This is a genomic window from Candidatus Pelagibacter ubique HTCC8051 (genome assembly GCF_000472605.1).
In the GTDB taxonomy this organism is placed as follows: domain Bacteria; phylum Pseudomonadota; class Alphaproteobacteria; order Pelagibacterales; family Pelagibacteraceae; genus Pelagibacter; species Pelagibacter communis_B.
Map to the genome: position 1 here is coordinate 160,668 of NZ_KI421440.1, position 17,118 is coordinate 177,785.

Here is a 17,118-nt window from a genome sequence, read left to right on the forward strand (position 1 = left end):
AAAATTATATTTCAATGAGCATAATATCAGACAGTTTAAAAAAGATTAAACCATCACCAACGATTGCTGTAACTCAAAAAGCAAGAGAATTAAAGGCTGCTGGTAAAGATGTAATAGGACTTGGTGCAGGAGAGCCTGATTTTGATACACCAGATAATATCAAACAAGCTGCAATTAAAGCCATTAATGACGGAGACACTAAATATACTGCAGTTGATGGAACACCAGCTTTAAAACAGGCAATCGTAGAAAAATTTAAAAAAGAAAATAATTTAGATTACACAACTGATCAAGTTACAGTTGGAGCAGGAGGAAAGCATGTAATCTATAATGCAATGATGGCAACTCTTAATGAAGGAGATGAGGTTATTGTTCCAGCTCCTTATTGGGTTTCTTATCCTGATATGGTTTTGTTAGCAGGTGGAACTCCAATTATTTTAGAATGTAATGAAAAACAAGGATTTAAAATTAATCCAACTGAATTAGAAAAATCTATAACTCCAAAAACTAAATGGATTATATTAAATTCACCTTCGAATCCAACAGGTGCTTGTTATACAGAAGAAGATATTAGAGAGATTGCAAAAATTTTAGAAAAACATCCTAATGTTCAAATTCTAAGTGACGATATTTATGAGCATGTAACTTATGAAGGTTTTAAATTTTTCACCATTGCTCAAATTGATAGTTTGAAAGATAGAGTGCTTACCATGAATGGTGTAAGTAAAGCTTATTCAATGACAGGTTGGAGAATAGGGTATGCAGCTGGTCCAAAAGATATCATTAAAGCAATTGCAAAAATTCAATCACAATCAACAACTAACCCATCTTCAATTAGTCAAGCAGCAGCAGTTGAAGCATTGAGCGGAACACAAGATTTCATAAAAGAAAGAGCAACTTCTTTTCAAGAAAGAAGAGACTTTGTTGTTAAAGCGTTAAATGAAATTGATGGAATTGAATGTTTAAATCCTGATGGTGCGTTTTATGTTTTTCCAAGCTGCAAAGGTTTGATGGGTAAAAAAGACTCTAATGGAAATGAATTAAAAACAGATACTGATTTTGTTCAATCTTTATTGGAGAACAGTGGTATAGCAGTTGTGCAAGGTTCTGCATTTGGCTTAGAAGGTTTTTTTAGAATTTCTTATGCCACTTCAATGGATAATCTTAAAAAAGCTTTAGAGAAAATTTCTTCTTTTTGTAAAAGCTTAAGTTAATGAAGACTGCCTTAGTTTTTGGTTCATCCGGTTTGGTTGGTGGAAATCTTCTTAATCAATTAATTGAAAATGATAATTATAACAAAATAAAGATATTTGTTCGTTCAGAGCCTGAAATTAATGATCCAAAAGTTGAAATAATTAAAACTGATTTTAATAATTTAGAAAATCACAAAGAAGTCATCAGAGGTGATGATTGCTTCTTTTGTATTGGAACTACAAAGCAAAATTCACCTGATAAAAGTGAGTATCGAAGGGTTGAGCTTGAGGTTCCAAAACAAATTGCTCAAATTGCAAAATCAAACTCAGTAAACTCTTTTGTTTTTGTCTCATCTGGATATGCTGATCCAAAAAGTTCAGGAGATTATTTAAAGTTTAAAGGTGAAGTTGAAGAAGAATTGAAAAGACTTGATTTTCCAAAACTTGGAATTATGAGGCCATCATTTTTGTTGGGAGATAGAAAAGAAAAAAGAGTGGGTGAGAAAATAGGAATATTTGTATTTAAATTATTATCACCTCTGCTCTTAGGGCCTTTAAAGAAAATGAAACCCATTCACTCAGAAACTGTTGCAAAAGCCATGATTAGTTCTGCAAATAGAAACTTAGAAAAAAATGTCTTCGAGTCGAATGAAATTGTTGAATTAGTTTTAAACTAAACCTAATCTCACAATAGATTTAGCAGTCTCAGAAATACAACCTTTTGCAGGATTAAATTTTAATCCTAACAAATCTTCAGCATAGCTGGTGTCAGTTTGCATTGTGATTTCAAGGTCTGGAATCATTGTTTTTGCACTCGAGTCCAAGTAGCTAAATAATTTAACCATAAAATTTGGAAGATGTTTTTTTGGAAGTTTTTTTGCATATTCAGGCATTGCTTCGGCCATTATTTGAGATAGCTCAATTAGTGTTTTTACTTCTTTACCTACAATTAATCTTCGTCCACCAACATTATCATTGCCAATACAAGCAACGTGTGCTTTTGCTATATCCTTTACATCAGAAATTAAAACTCCCCACTTAGGTGCTGCAGGGAATTTGCCTTTTAGAAACTGTCTAACATATTCAATTGAAGTTCCTCCTTTTTTATCTAGTGCATCACCAAAAACTCCCCCAGGACAAATAGTAGTAAATTTATTCTTCAATCCCTTGCTATTCATAAATTCCCAAGCAAGTCTTTCAGCTTTTGTTTTTGATAAAAAGTAGTCAGTTACCCCCTCTGTCCAATTTTCATCTGTCCAATCATTTTCTCCAAATGTATAAGGGTTACTTCTGTTTGGTTTTCTAAACATTGCAACAATCGAAGAAGTTTTAATTATCTGTTCTACATTTGCATTAAGACCAGCTTTTAAAACTCTTAACGTTCCATTTACAGCAGGTGCTAATAAACTATCTCTATTATTTGAAACTTTGTAAGGAAAAGGTGAAGCAATGTGCATTATATATTTGCAACCTTGAGCAGCTTCATTCCATCCATCATCATTTAAAAGGTCCAATTCAACAAATGACAATTTATCAGTTGATGCATATTTGCTTATAGTTTCTTTTGTTTGATCAATAAGATTCTTATTTCTAACTGTTCCCAAAACTTCATATCCTTCATTTAATAATTCTATTGCAGTATGTTTTGCTATCCATCCACTTACACCAGTTAATAATACTTTATCAGTCATTTAATTATTTCTTTCTGTTTATGTTTAGTTTTAATCTTGAATTAGTGAGATAGGAATTTTTCGGCTTCTAATGCTGCCATACAACCCATTCCTGCAGCTGTAACGGCTTGTCTAAAAGTTTTGTCTTTAACATCGCCCGCAGCATAAACTCCAGGGACATTAGTTTCTGTAGAATCTGGTTTAGTTAATAAATAACCTTCTTTATCCATATCTAACTGTTCTTTAAATAATGCTGTTGCTGGGTCATGACCAATTGCAATAAATAGACCATCAATTTTCATTTCTTCTACATTATTAGTTTTTAGATTTTTAACTTTGATACCTGTAACATTTTTAGGTTCACCGTCACCAATAACTTCATCGACAGCACTATCCCAAATAATTTCAATTTTTTTATTTTCCATTAATTTCTTTTGAAGCATCTTTTCAGCTCTTAATTCATCTCTTCTATGGATAAGTTTTACCTTTGATGCAAATTTTGTAAGAAACATTGCTTCTTCGACAGCAGCATTACCACCACCAACAACTGCTACAACTTTTTCTTTAAAGAAAAAACCATCACATGTAGCACAAGCAGAAACACCAAAACCTCTAAATTTTTGCTCAGATTCTAAATTCAACCATCTTGCTTGGGCACCAGTTGAAATGATTATGCTATCTGCAGTATATTTTTGACCACTATCACCAACTGCTTCAAAGGGTGTAGATTTTAAATTTACCGATGAGATATGATCCTCAATCATTTCTGTTCCAACAGCTTTAGCCTGATCTCTCATTTGATCCATTAACCATGGACCCTGAATTACATCTGAAAAGCCTGGATAATTTTCAACATCAGTAGTTGTTGTTAATTGTCCACCAGGTGCAGAACCATAAACTAAAACAGGATTTAACATTGCTCGAGCCGCATAAACAGCTGCAGTGTATCCGGCTGGACCGGATCCAATTATTAACACTTTTGTGTGTTTTGTTGGATTATCACTCATACAAAAGTTATATAAGGATAAATGGCAAAATTAAAAGGGATATTATTGACCGAAGGTATGCATGGCATGATTAGCCAAGTGGAAGGTTTGGCTAAAGCCTTAGATATAGATTTTACACACCACAAGGTTGAACCAAACCATTTATGGAAATTCATTCCACCAAATTTTAGTCCAGTTTCACAAAATGTATTTAAAAAAATTGATCATGATGATTTTGATGTGATTATCTCATGTGGGCGTAAAAGTGTTATTCCTTCTATTCATTTAAAAAATACAGCTAATAAAAAAGTATTTAATATTCATATTCAAGATCCAAAAGTAGATTTAAATAATTTCGATTTTATTGTCGCCCCAGAACATGATGCAATACAAGGTCAAAATGTTATTAGCACAAAGGGTGCTATTCATTATCTTACTGAAAACGAGATTAGTGAAAATAAAGATTATTTGAATTCATTTATTAAGAAGGATGAAAGAAAGATCTGGACTTTAATATTAGGTGGTCCAACAAAGTACTATGATTATTCAACTAAAAATATGAAACATATTTTTACATCTCTATACAAATTATTAAAAAAACATGATTTTCAGCTTGTGGTAATTCCATCAATGAGAACTCCACTGAATACTATCCATTATGCTAGAGAATTTTTTGGAGATAATCACACAATTATAATGGATGTTGATAAAAAAGCCTATTTATCAGCTTTAGCATTATCTGAAAATATTATTGTTACATGCGATTCTAGCTCAATGATTTCTGAAGCAGCCTTAACTGGTAAGCCAATTTATATTGCCAGCATTTTGCCTAAAAAAAATGATAAAAGATTTCAGAGTTTTAGAAATTTATTTAGGGAATTAAATATAACAAGAAATTTAGGTGAAGAAGTAGAAAATTGGACCTATGAAAAGCTAGATGAAACAAATAGAGTGGCAAGTATTATCAAACAAAAAATTAATTCTTAATGTCATTTTTAAATTCAATTAAAAATCAATCCAAAAAACATGAATTTCCATTTGATCATTGGGAATATAATAATGCTTTGAGTGATGGCTCTATAGAAGAAATTATTAAAGCAGATATTCCTGATGTTAGTAAGCATAATCTTAATTATGATGGAACGAGAGCAATCGACGGTGGTGCAGCTGAATTTAGAGAGGGGATAGCCTCAGGGGGTGAGGCAATTAAATTTAGGTGTTTTGTTACTAAAGAAAATGAAAAACAATTCCCACACTTAGTTAAATTTATTAATGAATTACAATCCAAAGAAGTACTTCAAACTATCTCAAAAATGATTAACAAAGATTTATCAAACTCATATGTAAGAGTTGAAGTTATCTGTGATCGAGAGGGTTTTTGGCTAAAGCCTCATTGTGATATTAAAGAAAAATTAATGTCAGGCTTAATATTTGTAAATAATGCTAACGAATCTGAGGATTTAGGAACAGATTTTTATAATGAAAAACTAGAAAAAGTTAAAACAGTTCCTTACAAAAACAATTATGGATACATGTTTACTAGTGGACCAAATACTTGGCACGGTATGGAAAAGAAAACAATAGTCAAAGAAAGACGTTGTATTCAGGTAAATTATGTTACTTTTGAAACTGACTGGAAAGTTAATTCTTAAATATCTTGAAGAGCAGTTACTTCTAATTTTTTAGTTTTAAGTGATTTAATTGCCTCTAAACAAGCTTGAGCAGTAGACATGTTTGTACAATATGGCACTTTGTTTTTTAGTGTTGCTCTTCTAAGTGCAATTGCATCATTTAATCTGTGTTCAGTATTTCCTCCACCCGTATTAATAACTAAAGCAATTTTTTTAGAGTCCAAAACATCTACAATATGAGGAGATCCACTACTTACTTTATTGATAATTCTGCATTTAATTTTATGTTTTCTAAAATATTCTGCAGTTCCTTTCGTTGCACAAAGTGTGAAGTTTAATTTAATTAATTCTTTAGCTAAATCTATTCCTTCATCTTTATGAGAGTCTTTTAATGATACAAACGCTAATCCCTGTTTTGGTAATGAGTTAGCAGCACCAATTTGACTTTTAGCAAACGCCATTCCAAAGTTTTTATCAAATCCCATCACTTCACCAGTTGATTTCATTTCAGGCCCAAGAAGTAAATCACTGTTTGGAAATTTATTAAAAGGAAACACCGCTTCTTTAACAGCATACATTCCTTTAGATTTATCTCTTAAATTAAACTTAGATAATTTTTCACCAGCCATTACCCGCGATGCAATTTTAGCAAGTGGAAGACCTTTTGCTTTAGATACAAATGGTACAGTTCTACTTGCTCTAGGGTTTACTTCAATTACATAGATTTCATCTTTTTTAATTGCAAATTGGATGTTCATGAAACCTTTAACTTTTAAAGCTAGAGCTAATTTCTTAGTTTGATTTTCTATTTCTTTAATCAAATATGGTTTAATTGATATTGGAGGCAAACTACATGCTGAGTCTCCTGAGTGAATTCCAGCTTCTTCGATATGTTGCATTATGCCTGCTACATGAACTTGTTTACCATCTGATATTGCATCAACATCAACTTCCATTGCATGATCAATAAACTTATCAATTAGAATTGGGTTTTCTTCAGCTGCTTTAAATGCTTCTTCTACAAAGTTTTTAAGCTGACTTTTTTCATGAACAATTTCCATTGCTCTTCCACCTAATACATAAGAAGGTCTAACCATTAAGGGTAAACCAATTCTCTCTGCTATTTGGATAGCTTGCTTAAACGTTTTAGCAATTCCACTTTCAGCTTGTTTTAATTTTAATTTATTAAGAAGATTTCTAAATAAATCCCTATCTTCTGCTAAATCAATTGATGTGTACTGTGTTCCTAAAATTGGAAGTTTGTTATCATGTAAAAATTTAGCAAGTTTAATTGGAGTTTGGCCACCAAATTGAGCAATAATCCCAATTAGGTTTCCTTTTTCTTTTTCCTTTTTAATTATATTAAAGACATACTCTTCTTTTAACGGCTCAAAATATAACCGGTCACTGGTATCATAATCGGTTGAAACTGTTTCAGGGTTACAATTAATCATAATTGTCTCAAAACCAGCATCTTTCAATGCAAAACTAGCCTGACAACAACAATAATCAAACTCTATTCCTTGTCCTATTCTATTAGGTCCACCACCTAATATTATAATTTTTTTCTTAGCTGATGGATCAGCCTCACATTCTGAATTAAATGAGAAATTTCTTTGATATGTTGAATACATATAAGGAGTAAACGACCTAAATTCAGCTGCACAAGTATCAACCTTCTTAAATACAGGTAATATTTTAAGTGCAGTTCTTTTTCGTCTTACAGTATCTTCAGAAGTTTTTGTTAGTTCAGATAGTTTTTTGTCAGAAAAACCAATTGATTTTATTCGGTTAAACTCATTAAATTCTTTAGGCAATCCTTTATTCTTAATTTTAGTTTCATTATCTACAATTTCTTTAATTTGTTCTAGGAACCACGGATCAATCTTAGATAAAGCAAAAATTTTTTTTAAATTAATTTTTTTTCTAATAGCTTCAGCAACTAGTAGAATTTTATTAGGAATACTTTCTTTAAGTTTCTTTTCAATTTGTTTCTTATTTAGATCAAATATTCTATCTAATCCTGAAAACCCTGTTTCAAGTGAAACTAGTGCTTTTTGAAGTGACTCTTTAAAATTTCTACCAATTGCCATAGCCTCACCAACTGACTTCATGGAAGTACCCAATGTTGCAGGAGACGTTGAAAATTTTTCAAATGTAAATCTTGGAATTTTAGTTACTACATAATCAATACTAGGCTCAAATGATGCAGGAGTTACTTTTGTGATTTCATTTTTTAACTCATCTAAAGTGTAGCCAACAGCAAGTTTAGCGGCGACTTTAGCAATTGGAAAACCAGTTGCTTTTGATGCAAGTGCTGATGAACGTGAAACCCGTGGGTTCATCTCAATTACTACCATGCGACCATTTTTAGGATTAATTGCAAACTGAACATTTGATCCACCTGTTTCAACCCCAATTTTTCTAAGGCATGCAATCGATGCATTTCTCATCACTTGATATTCTTTATCAGTTAAGGTGAGAGCAGGGGCGACAGTCACTGAGTCTCCAGTATGAATTCCCATTGGATCAATATTTTCAATTGAACAGATAATGATACAATTATCTTTTTTATCTCTTACAACCTCCATTTCAAATTCTTTCCAGCCCTCTAAACATTCTTCAACTAATACTTGGCTAACAGGGGATTCATGCAATCCACTTTTAATAATTTTTAGATATTCTTTTTCATTTTTAGCAATACCTCCTCCAAGACCACCAAGCGTAAATGCAGGTCTTATGATTGCAGGCAATCCAATTTTCTTTAAAACTTTTGATGATTGATTGATATTATTTACGATTTCAGATTTAGGTAAATCTAAACCGATATCGATCATATTTTTTCTAAATTTTTTTCTATCTTCAGCATTTGAAATTGCTTTAGAGTTAGCCCCAATCAGCTCAATTTTATATTTTTTAAGAATTCCTTTTTTCTCAGCTTCCATTGCAAGGTTAAGTGCAGTTTGACCACCCATTGTTGGAAGAATTGCATCTGGTTTTTCTTTTTTAAGAATTTTTTCTAGAACTCCTAAAGTAATAGGTTCAATATAAGTTTTATCAGCAACATCAGGATCAGTCATTATTGTTGCTGGATTTGAGTTGATAAGCACAACTTTATAACCCTCATCTCTTAAAGCTTTGCAGGCTTGCGTTCCTGAATAATCAAATTCACAGGCTTGACCTATGATAATTGGTCCAGCTCCAACAACTAATATTTTTTTAAGATCTTTTCTTTTTGGCATTTTTTTTCATGTTGTTAATAAATTCTTGAAACAAATAAACACTGTCTTGTGGACCTGGGTTAGATTCTGGATGATACTGAACTGAGAATACAGGTTTATTTTTTAATCTTATTCCTTCAATGGTGTCATCAAAAAGTGATTTATGAGTTACTTCAATTTTTTTTGGTAAAGTTTCTTCAACCACTACAAAACCATGATTTTGACTTGTGATTTCTACATTATCATGAATTAAATTTTTAACCGGATGGTTGGCACCTCTATGACCAAGTTTCATTTTTTTTGTTTTACCACCTAATGTTAAAGCAAGTATTTGATGACCTAGACAAATACCAAACACTGGTAAGTTTTGATTAATTAAATCCCTTACTATTTTTATAGCATATTTTCCAGTTGCTGCTGGATCTCCTGGACCATTAGATAAAAATATTCCATTTGGCTTAAGTGCTAAAATTTTAGTAGCTAATGTTTTGCAAGAAACAACAGTTATTTTACAATTAAAGTCTGAAAAATATCTTAAAATATTCTTTTTTATTCCATAATCAATAGCAACTACATGAAATGAGCTCTTATTGTTTTTTTTATAGCCAGTTTCTTTTTTCCAAGTTTTAAGACCTTTCCAGATATAGCTTTTTGATGTGGTTACTTTTTCTGCAAGATCAAGATTTTTTAATCCACTCCATTTAATTGTTGAGTTAGTTAGTTTGCTAATATTAAATTTACCAGTTTTAGAATATGCAATAGTTCCTTTTGGAGCACCATTATCTCTTATGAAATTTGTTAAACTTCTAGTATCTAAACCCGTAATACCAACTATTTTATTCTTTTTAAGCCAAGCATCTAAGTGAAGAAAAGATCTATAATTCGATGGAGATGTTATTTCAGAATTAAATATTACTCCTTTTGTCCAAATCTTATCCGACTCGTAATCTTCTTTATTGGTCCCAACATTTCCAATGTGAGGGAACGTAAAGTTAATAATTTGACCTGCGTATGATGGGTCAGATATAATTTCTTGGTAGCCAGTTAATGATGTGTTGAAGCAAACTTCACCAGTAGCTTCTCCTTGGTAACCAATTCCAATTCCTTTAAAAATCTTCTTGTTTTCAAGAACTAAAACGCCTGTACTGATTTGTGAATTTTTTGAGTTAGATTTTTTTGCTTTTTTGATCAATTACAACTCATGAGTTAGGGGTTAATACAATAATTGCATTATTATCGCAACAGAGATGTATTATAAAATTGTAAAAAAACAATTTTTCTTTTGAAGAATTTTTTCTTTGAAGTAGATTACAAAAAATGATGGCATTAAAAGAAACTATCGAGACAGAATACAAAAACGCTTTAAAAGCTAAAGATAAAACTAAAATATCAACCTATAGGTTAATTTTATCATCGATCAAAGATTTGGATATTATCAACAGGTCTGGTCCTAATAAAAAAGATACCGATGATGAAGATATTAAGAAGCTTCTTAAAAAAATGGTAAAACAAAGAGCCGAATCGATTGATATTTATAAGAAAAATAATAGGACAGATCTTTTAGAAATTGAGCAAAATGAATATGAAATTCTGACTGCATTTTTGCCTAAACAACTTGGTGAAGAGGAAACTAAGAAAATTTGTGCCGATATAATATCAAAACTTGGAGCAAGTACAGTTAAAGATATGGGAAAAGTAATGGGAGCACTTAAAAAAGACTACGCCGATGAAATTGATTTTGCAAAAGCAGGACCTTTAATTAAAGAGCTATTGGGTAGTTAATGAAATACCCAAAAGAGTATCTTGATGAAATTAAGACAAGGCTTAAAGTCTCAACAGTTGTATCAAAGTCGGTAGCTTTAAAGAAAAGGGGAAAAGAATACGTAGGTTTATCCCCATTTAAAACTGAAAAAACTCCATCATTTACAGTTAATGATGAAAAAGAATTTTATCATTGTTTTGCAACATCAGAACATGGAAATATTTTTGATTTTGTAATGAAAACTCAAAATTTAAAGTTTGGTGAAGTAGTAAAACACTTAGCACAATTAGCAGGTATGCAACCTTATATGTTTTCAAAACAAGATGAAGAAAGAGAAAAAAAATGGAAAGAATATTTGTCAATTTATAGCCAATATGTTGATTTTTATCACAGTGAATTATTAAAAAATGAAAAATATTCAAATGCTAGAGATTATTTAAAGAATAGATCGTTAGGTAAAGAAGAAGTTAAAAAATTTAAAATTGGTTACATTGAAAAAAATCCAAGTTTTTTTGAAAAACTTAAAAATGAATTCAGTGAACAAGCTTTAGTAGAGAGTGGATTGTTTTATTTGGATGAAAAGAAAAAAATATATATTGAAAGATTTAGAGGAAGATTAATTTTTCCAATCAATAATATTTCAGGACAACCCATAGCTTTGGGTGGAAGGATAATAGAAAATTTAGATTACTTAGCAAAATATATTAATTCACCTGAAACAACTTTTTTTAAAAAAGGTTCAAACTTATATAATTTAGATTTAGCAAGAAAATTATCTAATAAATTAGATCATATTTATTTAGTAGAGGGTTATATGGATGTTATTGGTTTGAGTAAAAATGAAATTGAAAATGTGGTTGCAAATCTTGGAACTTCATTAACGGATAAACAAATCTTAACTTTAAATCAATTTTTTGATGATATTATAATTTGTTTTGATGGTGATGAAAGTGGGTATAAAGCTGCCCTTAGAGCTGCTGAAAACTCTATAAGAGAATTAAGACCTGAAAAACAAATATCATTTTTATTTTTACCAGATAAAGAAGATCCTGATAGTTACGTTAATAAATATGGTAAAAACTATTTTGTTGATTTTACAAAGCAAAGCAAGCTATCCATTCATCAATTTATTTTTAGTCATTATAAAAAACAAACTGAAAACAATCCCTCTTCAATGGCAATATTTGAGAAAAAACTTAGATCTGTGGCGAATACTATTAAAGATGATTTTATTAAAAAATATGTGCTTGAATACTTTTTAGAGAAAATTGCAGAGTTAACACCTCATTCTAATCAAAATAAAAAAAAGTTTTATATGAAAAAAACAAAATCACTTGATTCAACCAAAAAATATTTCAATGAAAGTCAATCTATAACAGGTGTAGAGTTAAAAGAGTTTTCTTTGCTATATCTACTTTTAAATAATTTATCTTTTTTTCAAGCAAATATTCACTTAGTTGAAAATATTAAATTATTCACAGAAATAAATAAGCAAATATTATATTCAATTATAGAGAAATCAAAGTCTGGTGAGCAAATGAGTGTCGAAGAACTAAATTTGGATAAACAATTGCTAGATAAAATAAATAAGTTTGCCTCAATAAAGCATATTCTTAAAAATAGAATTAATAATGATGATCAAGTGATTGAATTACTAGAAGATATCTCGAAAGATCTATTTAATTACGATCTAGAGTTTAGAATCCAAGAATTAGAATCGAGGCTATCTAAGGATATGAGCGAAACGACATTTAATGAGCTAAAAGAGCTTAAAAACGAAAGAAAAATCAACTAATCTGAATAAATTAGCAATGGATTTTTGTTATTTTGATATTATATAAGACCTTCAAACTTAAATTGCTGTGGAAAGAATAATTACTAAATCATTTGCTAGATTAATGGGTCGAGGAACTCATAGAGGTTTCATTACTTATGAAGAGTTAAGTAAATCTCTCGGAAAAAGGAATCTATCTGATGAAAATTTATCACAAGCATTCATTCATATTTTAGATGAAACTGTAGCTTTAGTAGAAAAAAAATCTGATTTCAAAGTTTTAAGAAAAAAAGAAGGATCTTCCAAAGAAGAAGGTAAGACAATGGAGAAAAGTGATGATCCTATCAGAATGTATTTACGAGAAATGGGTGGTGTAGAGTTACTTTCAAGGGAAGGTGAGATTGCAATCGCAAAAAGAATTGAAGCTGGAAAAGATGTAATGTTAATTGCGTTATCCCAAAGTCCAATGACAGCTCAGCAGTTCTATGAGTGGAATGATCAATTACAAAAAGATGAAATTTTAGTTAGAGAAATTATTGATATTGATACAAATTATATGGAAGATGAGTCCACAGGACCTAGTGCAAAACAAAAAAATGCAGGTGAAACAAATAAAGACGAAGGATCTGGAGATGGAGATGATGACGATTTTAATCCTACTCTTGCTGCAATGGAAACAGAAATTAAACCAAAGGTTTTAAAAACAGTAAATACTTTAACAAAAGAATATACAAAATTAATAAAATATCAAAAAGAAAAACTAGATTGTGTTTTAAATTCAAAAAATTTTTCTCCAGCAAAAGAAAAAGGTTATCAAAAGATTGTAGATGATATTTTAGAAAATATTAAATCTCTTCAATTATCACCCTCAGTTTTAGAAGAGCTTGTACAAAAACATTATGTAGAAAATAAAAAGATTATTTCTTTAGAGGGAAATCTTTTAAGATTAGCTATGGATCATAAAATACCTAGAAACGAATTTATCAAGTTTTATATTGGCAATGAAATAAATCCTAACCTTAAAAAATTTTTAGATACAAACGCTATTTGGAAACAGTTTTTTTCTAAAAATAAAGAAGAATTTAAAAATATAAGAGAAAGATTAATTGAAATAAGTCACAAACTTGGAATTTCAGTTACAGATTTTAAAAAATTAGTTAGCAGAGTTCAAAAAGGTGAAAAAGAGTCTAGGATTGCTAAAAAAGAGATGGTTGAGGCGAATTTGAGATTAGTAATCTCAATTGCTAAAAAATATACAAATCGAGGTTTACAGTTTTTAGATTTAATTCAAGAGGGAAATATTGGTTTAATGAAAGCAGTAGATAAATTTGAGTATAGAAGAGGATATAAATTTTCGACTTATGCGACATGGTGGATAAGGCAAGCAATTACAAGATCAATTGCTGACCAAGCAAGAACAATAAGAATTCCAGTTCATATGATTGAAACAATTAATAAAATTGTTAGAACGCAAAGATTAATTCTAAGTGAATTTGGAAGAGAAGCTACTCCAGAGGAACTAGCTCAAAAACTTAGAATGCCATTGGATAAAGTTAGAAAAGTATTAAAAATTTCTAAGGAACCAGTATCTTTAGAGAAACCAGTTGGAGATGAAGAGGATAGTAGTTTAGGAGATTTTATAGAAGATACAAAAGCTTTAGCTCCGCTAGAGCAAGCAATTAAATCAAATCTTGGTGAAGCAACAACAAAAATTTTGTCTACATTAACTCCAAGAGAAGAGAGAGTTTTAAGAATGAGATTTGGTGTTGGTATGAACACAGACCATACTTTAGAAGAGGTTGGTTTACAATTCTCTGTTACTAGAGAGAGGATTAGACAAATTGAGGCTAAAGCTCTAAGAAAGCTAAAGCATCCAAGTAGATCAAAACAATTAAAGAGTTTTTTGGAAAGTTAATTTTACTGGGCCGTTAGCTCAATAGTAGAGTACTGCATTGACATTGCAGGGGTAGTTGGAGCGTAACCAACACGGCCCACCACTCATTTAATATCTTTCTTTGCTAACTTTAAGAAAATGATATAACTAAACTTTAGTTTGGGCCTGTAGCTCAGTTGGTTAGAGCAGTACACTCATAATGTATTGGTCCCAGGTTCGAGTCCTGGCGGGCCCACCAAATTTATTTATTTTTTTGGATTTTTTACTCCTGCAAGTTTTTGCAGTAAATATATTTCTTTTTCTGAAAGATTCTCTTTTTTATTTTTTATTTCCTCAGCGATTTTTTCTTTAAGAGTGATAAACGATAAAAAACTTACCAAAGATGCAATTATAGTTAAAATAATGAAATAAATGTAATCTGGAACAAATATAATCATTGCAAGTGCTATAATAGTCCATCCAATAAAAATTCCTTTTTGAATTGTTCTTTGGCTTTTTAAGTCTTTTATTTTCATAAACTGAAAGAATAACAACATTGAAAGAGCCATCGTGCCTGCTATGGCAAACCACAATGTAACAGTAATATCTGATGTACTACCTCCCACAAATGTATCATCCATTGCTTTTTGAACAAAATAAACCATAAAACCTTTGTAGCTAAAAAATGATACAAAAATAATTGATGTTATAGATGAAATTAAAAAAGATATTTTTGAAGAAATTTTTATTTTTTTCATTATTGAAAAAATATTATAACTTTTTGAGCAAATTATTTAATTACAAAATCTGATAAATTATTTATTAATGCTTCAATTTTTCCATCATTAGAGTTTATTATAGACGAAAATTCCTCCTTTTGAGTCCTTGCAAGACTTAAACCTTCAATAATTAAATCTCTAATTAAAAGATTTTCGGGGTTTTTTGTATATATTCTCCAGTCTATTTTAACTTGAGGCCTTGTATCTGTAGCAACTAGTGTACTAGATACAATCGTGTAATTATCATTAATTTTTTTCTTTGAGTTTACTTCGATCATAGGATTTGAGTATTCAGATAGTCTACTAGAAAAACTTTTTAAAAAATATTCTCTAAATACTTTTTCATATTCATTTAATTGATCTTTACTTAGACCCTTTCTATGAGATCCTAGAGAGTAAAACCCTATTCCTCTTACATCAACTGTTTCTTTTGCTATATCTTTTAAAGTTTGAACTTTTTCTTCTATAGAAGCGTTGCCACCTAATGCTTCAGCCGCTCTATTAACTGTAGATTGAACAAAAACATCAGGTTCAATTGCAAAGGTTTTGTTGGTGATTAAAAAAGTTAGGAAAATAAATGATAAATAAACAAAAAATTTTCTCATTATCTATTTTTCAATTTGTTAATTTTCAATTTCTTCCCAATCACCATCGTCCATTGTTTCAGTGATTGCGTCTGAATTTGAAATCTTTCTTTGTCTGTCTTGAAGGTATAAGCTTCTTACAGACGCATAAAAATCCATAGAATTTTTTTCTAAATTATCTAATGAGTCAATATTTTTTGCTCGAAAATCTATTCCAGTCATTACTCTTGTTGCTATGTAGACATCTTTGTTTAAATACTCATTATTACCATTTACTGAAGCATTGTACCAAGGGTCACCACCCATAACATTTAAAAATGAACCAACAGTATCTCTTACAGTAGACGGACCTAAAACTGGAAGAACAAGATAGCAACCTGCACCAACTCCCATTACCCCTAGTGTTTGTCCGTAATCTTCTTTTTCATACTCTGGAAAACCCATTTTTTCGGCGACATCAAAAATTCCTAAAATTCCAATCGTAGTGTTTATAGCAAATCTTCCAGTGTTTACTCCAGCCATTTTAAATTCTGCTTGAAGAACATTATTTGGAATAGTTATTAAATTTGAAATATTGTCTAAGGCGTTGCTTGTACCAGTTCTTATTGGTGATGGTAAAACTCTATAAGCTTTTGCGACAGGTTTAAATATTACTTTATCTATACCCATATTTAAAGCAAACGTAGCTCTGTTTAAAGGTTCAAAACAATCTTTTACAACTTTATTTTTTTTTGATAACTCATTCTCACCATCTGAACCAGCAATTGCGTTCGCTGAAAGTAATACAGTAATTAAAAAAATTGAAACAAAACTTTTCATTATAATTCATTTTATAAAGTATATAATAATAATGTAAATCTACATTCGACACTTATAAACAAATAAAATGTCAGTAAAAACAACATTAAATTACTCTCCAAATTTTGATATAAAAAAAAGAGTTAAAAATAAAATTAAATTTGTTATCCTACACTATACTGGTATGAAAACAGAGTCAGCTGCTTTAGCAAGACTTACTGACCCAAAATCAAAAGTAAGCGCACATTATTATATAAAAAAAAATGGTGAAATTATCACATTAGTTCCTGATTTATATATTGCTTGGCATGCAGGAAAATCATATTGGAAAAAATATACTAATCTTAATAAAAACTCACTTGGAATTGAAATTACTAATCCTGGCCATAACATTAAATATGAAAAATTTAGTAAAGCACAAATAGAGTCTTTAGTTAAATTATGTAAATTTTTAATAAGAAAATACAATATTAAACCTAACAACATTTTAGGCCATTCAGATATTGCTCCTTATAGAAAAAAAGATCCTGGAGAAAAATTTCCCTGGAAATTAATGTATAAAAAAAAAATTAGTATTTGGTATAAATTAAATCATAAAATATTAATTGAGAATAGAAATGTTGGAATTAATTTTAATGAAAAAAATACTTTTATCGAAAATTTAGAAAAAATTGGTTACTCAAGTAAAGTTTTAAAAGAATTAAATTATGATAAAAAAAAATATTTCAAGGTTATTATAAAATCATTTCAACGAAGATTTAGGCAGGATTTGATAAATGGTAAACCAGATAAAGAATGCTTGATTATTAGCAACAATTTAATATCAAAATGACTATTTATTTAACTT

At 30.0% G+C, this 17,118-nt stretch carries 15 protein-coding genes and 2 tRNA genes; 10 read left to right on the plus strand and 7 right to left on the minus strand.

Annotated features, from left to right (window positions below):
* Positions 1-14: 14 nt before the first annotated feature.
* Both F754_RS0100860 and F754_RS0100865 read left to right on the plus strand, forming a co-directional pair.
* Entirely contained in the window at positions 15-1,214 is a 1,200-nt protein-coding gene (locus F754_RS0100860; protein WP_023648027.1) for a pyridoxal phosphate-dependent aminotransferase, read from the plus strand.
* Positions 1,214-1,870 carry an NAD(P)H-binding protein gene (locus F754_RS0100865; protein ID WP_023648028.1) on the plus strand — a complete coding sequence of 219 codons (657 nt, stop codon included), beginning with the start codon at positions 1,214-1,216 and terminating at the stop codon, positions 1,868-1,870. Before F754_RS0100860 ends, F754_RS0100865 begins: the two co-directional genes overlap by 1 nt.
* On the opposite strand, the gene F754_RS0100870 is transcribed toward F754_RS0100865, so the two are convergent.
* Positions 1,862-2,884 carry an NAD-dependent epimerase/dehydratase family protein gene (locus tag F754_RS0100870; protein ID WP_023648029.1) on the minus strand — a complete coding sequence of 341 codons (1,023 nt, stop codon included), beginning with the start codon at positions 2,882-2,884 and terminating at the stop codon, positions 1,862-1,864. The genes F754_RS0100865 and F754_RS0100870 overlap by 9 nt on opposite strands.
* Before the next feature lie 41 nt (positions 2,885-2,925).
* Entirely contained in the window at positions 2,926-3,870 is a 945-nt protein-coding gene (gene trxB / locus F754_RS0100875) for a thioredoxin-disulfide reductase (RefSeq protein ID WP_023648030.1), read from the minus strand.
* A 21-nt stretch (positions 3,871-3,891) separates the two neighbouring features.
* On the opposite strand from trxB, the gene F754_RS0100880 reads away from it, so the two are divergent.
* Positions 3,892-4,836, plus strand: coding sequence for a mitochondrial fission ELM1 family protein (locus F754_RS0100880; protein WP_023648031.1), 945 nt, complete (start codon positions 3,892-3,894; stop codon positions 4,834-4,836).
* The gene (locus tag F754_RS0100885; protein WP_023648032.1) at positions 4,836-5,501 is read left to right on the plus strand and encodes a hypothetical protein; all 666 of its coding nucleotides are present in this window, start codon (positions 4,836-4,838) and stop codon (positions 5,499-5,501) included. Before F754_RS0100880 ends, F754_RS0100885 begins: the two co-directional genes overlap by 1 nt.
* Here the strand turns inward: F754_RS0100885 and carB are convergent.
* Together carB and carA are read right to left on the minus strand one after the other, a co-directional pair.
* A complete protein-coding gene (gene carB / locus F754_RS0100890; protein WP_023648033.1) occupies positions 5,498-8,722 on the minus strand; it encodes a carbamoyl-phosphate synthase large subunit in 3,225 nt (1,074 codons plus the stop codon). The two genes, F754_RS0100885 and carB, sit on opposite strands and share 4 nt — an antisense overlap.
* Positions 8,700-9,893, minus strand: coding sequence for a glutamine-hydrolyzing carbamoyl-phosphate synthase small subunit (carA, locus tag F754_RS0100895; protein ID WP_023648034.1), 1,194 nt, complete (start codon positions 9,891-9,893; stop codon positions 8,700-8,702). Before carA ends, carB begins: the two co-directional genes overlap by 23 nt.
* A gap of 128 nt (positions 9,894-10,021) precedes the next feature.
* Between carA and F754_RS0100900 the strand changes: the two genes are divergently transcribed.
* From F754_RS0100900 to F754_RS0100920, 5 genes are all read left to right on the plus strand, one after another.
* A complete protein-coding gene (locus F754_RS0100900) occupies positions 10,022-10,483 on the plus strand; it encodes a GatB/YqeY domain-containing protein (RefSeq protein ID WP_023648035.1) in 462 nt (153 codons plus the stop codon).
* Positions 10,483-12,258: a DNA primase gene (gene dnaG, locus F754_RS0100905; RefSeq protein ID WP_023648036.1), complete on the plus strand. Its 1,776-nt coding sequence runs from the start codon at positions 10,483-10,485 to the stop codon at positions 12,256-12,258. Before F754_RS0100900 ends, dnaG begins: the two co-directional genes overlap by 1 nt.
* 67 nt (positions 12,259-12,325) lie before the next feature.
* Complete coding sequence (gene rpoD / locus F754_RS0100910; protein WP_023648037.1) at positions 12,326-14,152, plus strand: RNA polymerase sigma factor RpoD; 1,827 nt, start codon at positions 12,326-12,328, stop codon at positions 14,150-14,152.
* Positions 14,153-14,159: 7 nt separating this feature from the next.
* A tRNA-Val gene (locus F754_RS0100915) sits at positions 14,160-14,234 on the plus strand.
* Positions 14,235-14,292: 58 nt separating this feature from the next.
* Positions 14,293-14,369: transfer RNA gene (locus F754_RS0100920), tRNA-Ile, on the plus strand.
* A gap of 7 nt (positions 14,370-14,376) precedes the next feature.
* Here the strand turns inward: F754_RS0100920 and F754_RS0100925 are convergent.
* The 3 genes from F754_RS0100925 to F754_RS0100935 are packed head-to-tail and all read right to left on the minus strand — an operon-like array spanning position 14,377 to position 16,292.
* A complete protein-coding gene (locus F754_RS0100925) occupies positions 14,377-14,868 on the minus strand; it encodes a hypothetical protein (RefSeq protein WP_023648038.1) in 492 nt (163 codons plus the stop codon).
* A 32-nt stretch (positions 14,869-14,900) separates the two neighbouring features.
* Entirely contained in the window at positions 14,901-15,494 is a 594-nt protein-coding gene (locus F754_RS0100930; RefSeq protein WP_023648039.1) for an ABC transporter substrate-binding protein, read from the minus strand.
* Positions 15,495-15,512: 18 nt separating this feature from the next.
* A complete protein-coding gene (locus F754_RS0100935) occupies positions 15,513-16,292 on the minus strand; it encodes a VacJ family lipoprotein (RefSeq protein WP_023648040.1) in 780 nt (259 codons plus the stop codon).
* 67 nt (positions 16,293-16,359) lie between these two features.
* On the opposite strand from F754_RS0100935, the gene F754_RS0100940 reads away from it, so the two are divergent.
* Positions 16,360-17,103, plus strand: coding sequence for an N-acetylmuramoyl-L-alanine amidase (locus tag F754_RS0100940; RefSeq protein WP_023648041.1), 744 nt, complete (start codon positions 16,360-16,362; stop codon positions 17,101-17,103).
* Positions 17,104-17,118 lie beyond the last annotated feature (15 nt).

Excerpts from the sequence above, each read along its gene's own strand:
- dnaG (WP_023648036.1), top strand. The coding sequence starts at position 10,483 with ATGAAATACCCAAAAGAGTATCTTGATGAAATTAAGACAAGGCTTAAA.
- F754_RS0100935 (WP_023648040.1), bottom strand. The coding sequence starts at position 16,292 with ATGAAAAGTTTTGTTTCAATTTTTTTAATTACTGTATTACTTTCAGCG.
- F754_RS0100900 (WP_023648035.1), top strand. The coding sequence starts at position 10,022 with ATGGCATTAAAAGAAACTATCGAGACAGAATACAAAAACGCTTTAAAA.
- F754_RS0100930 (WP_023648039.1), bottom strand. The coding sequence starts at position 15,494 with ATGAGAAAATTTTTTGTTTATTTATCATTTATTTTCCTAACTTTTTTA.
- carB (WP_023648033.1), bottom strand. The coding sequence starts at position 8,722 with ATGCCAAAAAGAAAAGATCTTAAAAAAATATTAGTTGTTGGAGCTGGA.
- F754_RS0100860 (WP_023648027.1), top strand. The coding sequence starts at position 15 with ATGAGCATAATATCAGACAGTTTAAAAAAGATTAAACCATCACCAACG.
- F754_RS0100865 (WP_023648028.1), top strand. The coding sequence starts at position 1,214 with ATGAAGACTGCCTTAGTTTTTGGTTCATCCGGTTTGGTTGGTGGAAAT.
- trxB (WP_023648030.1), bottom strand. The coding sequence starts at position 3,870 with ATGAGTGATAATCCAACAAAACACACAAAAGTGTTAATAATTGGATCC.
- F754_RS0100940 (WP_023648041.1), top strand. The coding sequence starts at position 16,360 with ATGTCAGTAAAAACAACATTAAATTACTCTCCAAATTTTGATATAAAA.
- F754_RS0100880 (WP_023648031.1), top strand. The coding sequence starts at position 3,892 with ATGGCAAAATTAAAAGGGATATTATTGACCGAAGGTATGCATGGCATG.
- F754_RS0100885 (WP_023648032.1), top strand. The coding sequence starts at position 4,836 with ATGTCATTTTTAAATTCAATTAAAAATCAATCCAAAAAACATGAATTT.
- F754_RS0100925 (WP_023648038.1), bottom strand. The coding sequence starts at position 14,868 with ATGAAAAAAATAAAAATTTCTTCAAAAATATCTTTTTTAATTTCATCT.
- F754_RS0100870 (WP_023648029.1), bottom strand. The coding sequence starts at position 2,884 with ATGACTGATAAAGTATTATTAACTGGTGTAAGTGGATGGATAGCAAAA.